Annotated in this window: 1 protein-coding gene; it reads right to left on the bottom strand. The window is 51.9% G+C overall.

The window, feature by feature from the left end; all coding sequences use genetic code 11:
• Window positions 1-241, bottom strand: a 241-nt coding sequence (locus AAEZ18_RS19560; RefSeq protein ID WP_352256117.1) for a P2 family phage major capsid protein, incomplete at both ends; no start/stop codon positions are given.

Raw genomic sequence — 241 nt, 5'->3', positions numbered from 1 at the left:
GCATTCTACTGGGTGACAACGGTATTCGCGCTTTGCTAGGCCTGCTACATCGCGCGTTTGGCGCTCTTTGCTGTCGTCGGTTTCTACACCTGCACGGCCTGTTACGCCACCGTCTACGCTCATCATTACCGATTGGCCTACGATGTCGTCTACTAGTGCGGTGTTGATTAATTGTAGAAATTCTACCGAGTCGTATGTTGCGTCGTATAGGCGCTGTTCGGTTGTTGGCTCTACGTTGAAC

The sequence above is a fragment of the Pseudoalteromonas sp. 19-MNA-CIBAN-0066 genome, from assembly GCF_040308705.1.
Lineage (GTDB): Bacteria > Pseudomonadota > Gammaproteobacteria > Enterobacterales > Alteromonadaceae > Pseudoalteromonas > Pseudoalteromonas nigrifaciens.
The sequence above is the reverse complement of the archived record's forward strand: the minus strand, read 5'-3'. Positions and strand labels throughout refer to the sequence as shown.